This is a genomic window from Flavobacterium rhamnosiphilum (genome assembly GCF_004349195.1).
Taxonomy (GTDB): Bacteria; Bacteroidota; Bacteroidia; order Flavobacteriales; family Flavobacteriaceae; genus Flavobacterium; species Flavobacterium rhamnosiphilum.
This window is the reverse complement of record NZ_SMLG01000002.1, coordinates 328210-335441: the sequence shown is the minus strand read 5'-3', so window position 1 is coordinate 335441 and position 7232 is coordinate 328210. Positions and strand designations below refer to the sequence as shown.

Genomic DNA, 7232 nt, shown 5'->3' with positions numbered 1-7232 from the left:
ATGGCTTTCCCGAAGTATCGGGAGGAAAGTTGATTTTGTATTTGGGATGATTTGCTTCGCCTGTTCGCTATCGCTCGGGTGGCAAATCCGAATAATGGGCTTAATTTAGCCCCAAACCCGCTGTAGCAGATGGGCATTATGTGCAGTTTAAACCAAATTAGTCTTATAAAATATATGCTAAAAACACTAGAAAGACCAATCATAAAAAGATTTAATGAAACTGATTGGGAGTTTATCAATCCAGAATCATATGATAATGAAATTGTAGCTGACGAATTTTGGAAAGCGGTAGAAATATTGGACTATGATGACAAGAGGGCTGAAGATGTTTTCAAAAAATTAATCGAAAAATATCCATTTTACATTGATGCCTATGTCCATTTAAGTATTGCTTTTAGAAATCAGAAAAAGACATTTGAAAGTTTATTGACTGCAGAAAAAGCATATAATATTTCAAGAGAATGCCTTCCTAAAGAGTTCAATTCAAAAAAACATAAAATAATATGGTCTTGGCTAGAAAACAGACCATTTTTAAGAGCATATCTGAACTACGCTTTAGAAAGTATTGAACACAAAAATTATGAAATTGCAATTTCGGTATTAAAAGACATTTTGAACTTTAATGAAAATGATAATCAAGGTATACGATATACTCTACTTGAAACATATTTAAAACTAAAGAATTTCGATAAAGCAAAAAAAATAATAAAGAAATATAAAGACGACTTTTCTATAGAGTTCAAATTTGGAGAAGTTGCTTTAGCTGTGTTAGATGGAAATACAAAAAAAGCAGATATCCTTTTAAAGGAAGCGATACAAACGAATAATTTTTTTATAGACGAAATAAAAAAAGAAAAGCATATAAAACCAGCACCTTATCGAATTCCAGGTGAGCCATTTTTTGACGCAGGAATTCCTATTGGTTCTGTCCAACAAGCATATGAATATTGGAGCAGAAACAAAGATTTGTACAAAAACAAAAAAATAATTGAGTATTTTAAGTACAAATAAAAACCTGCACATAAGAGCTAAGAGTTTCGTTGCGTGCGTAACACGAACAATGAAACTCGTGTTAAGCGGAAGTGGAGGTAGTTTTAATAAGAAAGATAATTGTAGTTTAAATCATATATATTTACTTCTAAATAACAAAATAAAGTTCGTTTGGAGGTTTTTAGACGAACTGACGTTGTGCGTCATGCAGGGAACATTAAAAAACATTGAGCATATCAAAATTTTAAAACAGTAAAAATTATAATTATGGCATTGAACAAAATATTACTTTTTAGCTTTTTGACAATTTTTACTTCCTGCAACGGACAAGAAAAAACAAACACACTTAAAGACCCAAATACTTCCAAACCAAGTCCAACAGTAATAAGAAACTTTAAGGCAGTTGGTATGGCTCCCGATTTTGACACTACCTTAGTCAGTCAATATATCCGAAGTATTTTTCAGGATTCGAAAGGGAATTTATGGTTTGGTACCTTAGGCGAAGGCGTAGTGAGGTATGATGTAAAAACGTTGACCTACTTTTCCAATCCTGATGGTTTTAATAACAACACTGTTTATGCTATTAACGAAGATAAAAATGGTAATCTTTGGTTTGGGACTGACCAGGGCGTTTATAAATATGATGGAAAAACCTTTAGAAATTATAATCAAAAAGATGGCCTGAGCCGTATAGATATAAGTCGAAAAAGCATCCTTGTTGACAAATCGGGTACTATTTGGGTAGGCACCCATGGTGGCGTTTTCCGATATGACCCATCTGCCGATAGCAAAGGTGGTCAAAGTTTTTCATTATTTCAACAGCTTCCTCCTATTAATGTTGCTGGCATCATGGAAGACAAAAGTGGAAACATTTGGTTTGCTTCTTCTGAAAATGGTGTCTTTCGCTATGACCCTTCGGCTTCACTCATGGCGGGTGGAAAAACAATTACCAATATTGCAGAAAAGGAAGGTTTGGGAGAGAACTATGCGGGAGGTATAGCACAGGATAAAGCTGGGAATATGTGGTTTACTATGAAAAACGGCATTTGCAAATATGATGGAAAAACTTTAACTGAATACACCGCCAAAGACGGATTAGGTGGAACTGAATTTTGGGGCATATATATAGAACAGTCGGGTATTATTTGGGTTACAGCCCGAGGCAGTACTACGAGATTTGACCCTTCTATCGACATTTTAAATCCACAAGCATTTACCGTGTTTACAGTAAAAGACGGGCTTAATTGTTGTGTTCAAAGTATGTATCAAGACAGGTCAGGAAATATGTGGTGGGGTACTGGACAAGGACTCTATCGATTTGATGGCAAACGCTTTTATCAAGTTAAACAGAATGGCCCGTGGTAGTATTAACAAAATGAAGTTCGTTTGATTGGTTTTTGGACTCAGCAAGTTTTTATCTCTGGAACCGTAAAACACCCTTTTCTATTTAGATTTAACATTTTCAATTCGTAATTTTATCTAAAGGAAAAAAAATAAAGTTATGGATGCTAAAATGATATGGGCAAACTTAGTCTCAACTGATTTAGATAAGACTGCTAAATTTTATACTGATTTAGGCTTTAAAGCAAATGGTAATTGCACCGATGAATCTGCAAGTTTCTTTTTTGGAAAGGATAATTTTGTAATCAATTTTTTCACTAAACAAAGGCTCGAAAATAAAGTCAATGGTAATCTTACAAATCCAAAAAATGGGAATGAGATTATATTCTCTCTGTCTGCAGAGAGCAAAGAAGAGGTAGACAAATGGTTTGAAAAAATAAAAGCATTAGGCGGAATGATATTTTGCGAGCCACAAAATTATGAGAAAGGTTATACTTTTGGCTTCGCGGATCCAGATGGACATAAATTCAATGTTTTATATTGGCCAGGGATGCAACTTTAATAAACATGTTGATAACAGCCAGGATTTCGTTGCGTGCGCAGCACGAACAATAAAACCTGTGTTGAACAGAACCAATTTAGTCAGTTATTGATAGGATATTATTTTAAAGTTGTTACAGATAATATAGGAGAATTTAACATCCTCATTTTTTGTAGCTTAGGTAAGTTTATATGAAAATCACAGTATGTAATTCGCGAATTATACACTGTGATTTTTGCTTTTGATAAAAAAGATAAATGTAGGAGCAGCTTGGGATTTGAAGCCGTTTAAGTCTGAATTTAAAGTATTCAATCCCAGAATTACACGCTGTTTTTTTTTAGTAGTGCTTTATTTTTGGCTCATAGGAGAAAATATTTTTGTGTTTTGTGAGAAATATTTAAATATGAAAATATTTTATTCGAGTATCATTCTTAAATAGAAAGTTCTGAAATGAATCGAGATTTTCACTATATTTGTTATCAAATAAATTTTATTATTATGAGTACAAAGAGGGCTTTTAGAAAAGACGTTTTGCAAACAAAATCTCTTGTGAAAGCAGGCAAGGTAAGTGCAACAAATGCCCTTCGTGCCTCTAGAGCTTTGGGTTTGACAGTATCTTTTATTGAGAATGGGGTGCTTTATGAAGAACTACCTGACGGCACTAAAATAATTATAGAAACGATAGCAACTGCTAAAGAGTCTCCATTTACTTTAACTAAAGGAATGGTATTGCATGCCAAGTAATAAAAAAATAAGAATATTTGCAGGACCTAATGGTTCCGGTAAAAGCACGTTATTTAAAGAATTTTCCAAGAACTACAACACAGGTTTTTTTATCAATGCCGATGAACTGGAACAAAAGCTTTCAGCATCTGGTTTGATAGATTTAAAAGAAATTGGACTTTCTGCTACCCAAGAAGATTTAGACCATTTTAAATTATTGCCATCTTCACAATCTCTTATCCAAAAAGCGGCTCTTGAAGGTCGCAACATCGATGTTTTTATCAAAGAAAATTTTATTGTTGATACTTCTAAAGTCACTCACAGCTATGAAGGCTCCTTTACCGCATCATTTATCAGGGATTTATTGATGAAACAAAGCAAATCTTTCAGTTTTGAAACCGTAATGAGTCATAAATCGAAGATTGATGAAATAAAAGCTATTGTTGCCCATGGTTATCATGCTTATTTATATTTTGTTTGTATTGATAGCCCTGAAGTGAATATTTCCAGAGTTTCCAACAGGGTGGATAAAGGGGGGCATTTTGTAGCTGAAGACAAAATTGAGAACAGGTATTACAGGACACTTGAGTTTTTACATGAAGCATTGCCTTTATGTTACAGAGCGTATCTATTTGATAATTCGGGTAAGAGTCAGGAGTTAGTAGCAGAGTTGTACAATGGTGCTATGGAATTAAAGACAGAAAATCCACCACATTGGTTTATTAAATATGTATTGCCTTATTATAACTAGTTTGTTTTGTGTATACAATCATCATTTTGGTTACGACAATTGATTGCTATAAGTGTAGAATTATTATAATTTCACTCCATTTGAGATTTCACTATTCGGTTTAAATAATTCCATTTCATCAATTACTTTTATCTAGGATTTTGGAATAATGTTATTTAGGAAAGATGCTGATGAGGTGTCTTTTTTTATTTTGTAGGTATACCGGATACTTATAAATTCGAAATTAAAACTTATCAAAAACGAGGAATTAATTTTATGCTAAAAGAGTAACTCTCTATATCATATAAAATTTTCGTTTTGCCCCGATCCGCCACGGCGGAAGCCGAAAATTGGGACGTTATTTTTTAATTTTTACCCAAACCCTAAAGGGAGAAATTAAAAAATGAGATAAAAAGAATTCGTTTTGCCCCAGCCCTAAAGGGAGCCGAAAATTATAGTTCAGGTCTTTTGCGTTAAATGAATAAAAACTCATTCCCAAAAAGAATTAATCTACTTAGTGATTTTTAATGTAATACCAAATGCAAATTATTATATTTGTTTCGTAATGATACTATTTAGTTAATAAAAAGGAAAAGGTCTCTCGACTGCGCTCGAGATGAAGTGCTTGAGAACACAAAACTTATACCAGTATTTTAACATCAATCCATGAGCCAATCCGAACATACCAATACCACGTGGCTGTTTGAAATAACACCTAAAAACAAATTCTTCTCGCTTAATCTTAAGGAAGTTTGGCAATACCGTGATTTGCTTATGCTTTTTGTCAAGAGAGACGTTGTGACCGTTTATAAACAAACCGTTTTGGGACCACTTTGGTATTTGATACAACCCTTGTTTACCTCGATTACTTTTACCATTATTTTTAATACTGTGGCTGGAATTGATACCGGAACGGTACCGCCTTTTTTGTTTAATCTGGCTGGAATCACGGTTTGGAATTACTTTACAGCCTGTCTCAATGGAACTTCAGATACGTTTAGAAGTAATGCAGGGATTTTTGGAAAAGTGTATTTCCCTCGCATTATAGTACCGCTGTCTATTGTAGTTTCTAATTTGTTAAAATTTGGAATTCAGTTTTTTATCTTTATTGTCTTTTATCTTTATTTTTACTTTCAAGGAGCTGCAGTAAGCTTAAACGGATCTATATTGTTTTTTCCTTTACTGATTGTTATGATGGGGGTTTTAGGATTGGGCTTGGGAATGTTGATTTCCTCTTTAGTAACTAAATACAGGGATTTTAGTAATCTAATCGGTTTTGGTGTGCAATTGTTGATGTATCTTTCGGCAGTAATGTATCCCATGGCATTAATCAAAGAAAAATTGCCCAGTTACGGTTGGCTTGTGGAATACAATCCGCTGGCTTATGTGATAGAAACTACGCGTTATATGTTGCTGAATGTAGGTCAGATTTCGGTATTAGGATTAGGCTATACTTTTTTGGTTACTATAGTGGTGTTTTTAGTGGGTGTGTTGATCTTTAATAGGACGGAGAAGAGTTTTATAGATACGGTTTAAAAAACAACAAAAATCAATGTCAATGTCAAAAATCAATAGTAATAATAGCAAATTCAAAACGGACCAATTAACCCATAACCTTCCTTGAAAGACATTATATTAAAAGCCGAGAATATTTCCAAACAATACCGCTTGGGTCAAGTGGGTACTGGGACTTTGAGCCATGACTTGAACCGTTGGTGGCATCAGGTGCGTGGTAAAGAAGATCCGTATTTGAAAATAGGCGACACCAATGATCGTAGTACCAAAGGCGAAAGTGATTACGTTTGGGCACTACAAGACATTAATTTTGAAGTAGAACGTGGTGAAATTTTAGGAATTATAGGTAAAAATGGAGCGGGGAAATCTACTTTGTTAAAAATTTTATCCCGGGTTACTGCACCCACCACAGGAAGTATTAAATTTGGTGGTCGTGTGGCTTCTTTACTTGAAGTGGGAACTGGTTTTAATGGCGAAATGACTGGGCGTGAAAACATCTATTTGAACGGTGCCATTTTAGGGATGACCAAAAAAGAAATCGACAGCAAGATTGATGAGATTATTGATTTCTCGGGATGTGAGCGGTATATTGATACTCCTGTGAAACGTTATAGCAGTGGCATGTATGTGCGATTGGCTTTTGCAGTGGCTGCTTTCTTGGAACCTGAAATTTTAATTGTTGATGAAGTTTTAGCTGTTGGTGATGCTGAGTTCCAGAAGAAAGCCATTGGCAAGATGCAGGATATTTCCAGAGGTCAAGGGAGGACGGTGTTGTTTGTGAGTCATAATATGGCGGCAGTGAAAAGTTTGTGTACAAGGGGAATTGTGATGGAGAATGGGAAGGTGAAATTAATTGGGGCAATTGATGAAATTGTTGATTATTATTTAAATTCTAATCAAGTTTATAAAGATTTAAATTTGTTGAAGCCTGGTTTTTTTGATATTAATGAAAATGTTAATAAAAAAAATAAAAATGAAGGGATATTGAATGTGGAAATATATTGCAATGGGCAAAGAACGAATTCGTTATTGACTGGAAAAAATGTAGAATTTAAATTTTCCTATTCAACAAAAGTAAAATATGAGGAGCCGGTTTTAGGGATTGTTATAAAAGATATTGATGAAATACCTATTTTAGGATTAAATAATAGAAATACAGGTGATAGTTTAAAACATAAAAATGAAGATGGAAATATTACTATAATTTTTCCTGTTTTTAGATTAATCAAATCAAAAAGTTATAGTGTAGATGTCTACTTTGGTGATAAAGAAAATAATATAGATACTATTTTAGATGCATTTTATTTTAATGTTCTTCCAGCTTTAGATGATAGAAAACCAATTCAAGAGAAATTAAATTATTATTATGATTCTGAAATTAAATTTTATTAA

The 7232-nt window shown here is 33.6% G+C and carries 7 protein-coding genes; all 7 read left to right on the top strand.

Annotated elements, in window-relative coordinates; all coding sequences use genetic code 11:
* Positions 1 to 174: 174 nt before the first annotated feature.
* The 7 genes from E0I26_RS05055 (at position 175) to E0I26_RS05025 (ending at position 7232) form a co-directional block, all read left to right on the top strand.
* Positions 175 to 1011, top strand: a complete 837-nt coding sequence (locus E0I26_RS05055; RefSeq protein ID WP_165929409.1) for a tetratricopeptide repeat protein — start codon at positions 175 to 177, stop codon at positions 1009 to 1011.
* Positions 1012 to 1257: 246 nt separating this feature from the next.
* Complete coding sequence (locus E0I26_RS05050) at positions 1258 to 2355, top strand: ligand-binding sensor domain-containing protein (protein ID WP_131915403.1); 1098 nt, start codon at positions 1258 to 1260, stop codon at positions 2353 to 2355.
* 136 nt (positions 2356 to 2491) lie between these two features.
* Positions 2492 to 2893 (top strand): VOC family protein, encoded by a 402-nt coding sequence (locus E0I26_RS05045; RefSeq protein WP_131915402.1) that lies wholly within the window; start codon positions 2492 to 2494, stop codon positions 2891 to 2893.
* Positions 2894 to 3370: 477 nt separating this feature from the next.
* Entirely contained in the window at positions 3371 to 3616 is a 246-nt protein-coding gene (locus E0I26_RS05040; protein ID WP_131915401.1) for a hypothetical protein, read from the top strand.
* The gene (locus E0I26_RS05035; RefSeq protein WP_131915400.1) at positions 3606 to 4346 is read left to right on the top strand and encodes a hypothetical protein; all 741 of its coding nucleotides are present in this window, start codon (positions 3606 to 3608) and stop codon (positions 4344 to 4346) included. Before E0I26_RS05040 ends, E0I26_RS05035 begins: the two co-directional genes overlap by 11 nt.
* 645 nt (positions 4347 to 4991) lie before the next feature.
* On the top strand, positions 4992 to 5861 hold the full coding sequence (locus tag E0I26_RS05030; RefSeq protein ID WP_131915399.1) for an ABC transporter permease: 870 nt from the start codon (positions 4992 to 4994) through the stop codon (positions 5859 to 5861).
* Between the two features lie 84 nt (positions 5862 to 5945).
* On the top strand, positions 5946 to 7232 hold the full coding sequence (locus E0I26_RS05025) for an ABC transporter ATP-binding protein (RefSeq protein WP_131915398.1): 1287 nt from the start codon (positions 5946 to 5948) through the stop codon (positions 7230 to 7232).

What these genes read in the sequence shown, in the direction of transcription:
- E0I26_RS05030 (WP_131915399.1), top strand. Translation starts at nt 4,992, where the DNA reads ATGAGCCAATCCGAACATACCAATACCACGTGGCTGTTTGAAATAACA.
- E0I26_RS05035 (WP_131915400.1), top strand. Translation starts at nt 3,606, where the DNA reads ATGCCAAGTAATAAAAAAATAAGAATATTTGCAGGACCTAATGGTTCC.
- E0I26_RS05045 (WP_131915402.1), top strand. Translation starts at nt 2,492, where the DNA reads ATGGATGCTAAAATGATATGGGCAAACTTAGTCTCAACTGATTTAGAT.
- E0I26_RS05050 (WP_131915403.1), top strand. Translation starts at nt 1,258, where the DNA reads ATGGCATTGAACAAAATATTACTTTTTAGCTTTTTGACAATTTTTACT.
- E0I26_RS05040 (WP_131915401.1), top strand. Translation starts at nt 3,371, where the DNA reads ATGAGTACAAAGAGGGCTTTTAGAAAAGACGTTTTGCAAACAAAATCT.
- E0I26_RS05055 (WP_165929409.1), top strand. Translation starts at nt 175, where the DNA reads ATGCTAAAAACACTAGAAAGACCAATCATAAAAAGATTTAATGAAACT.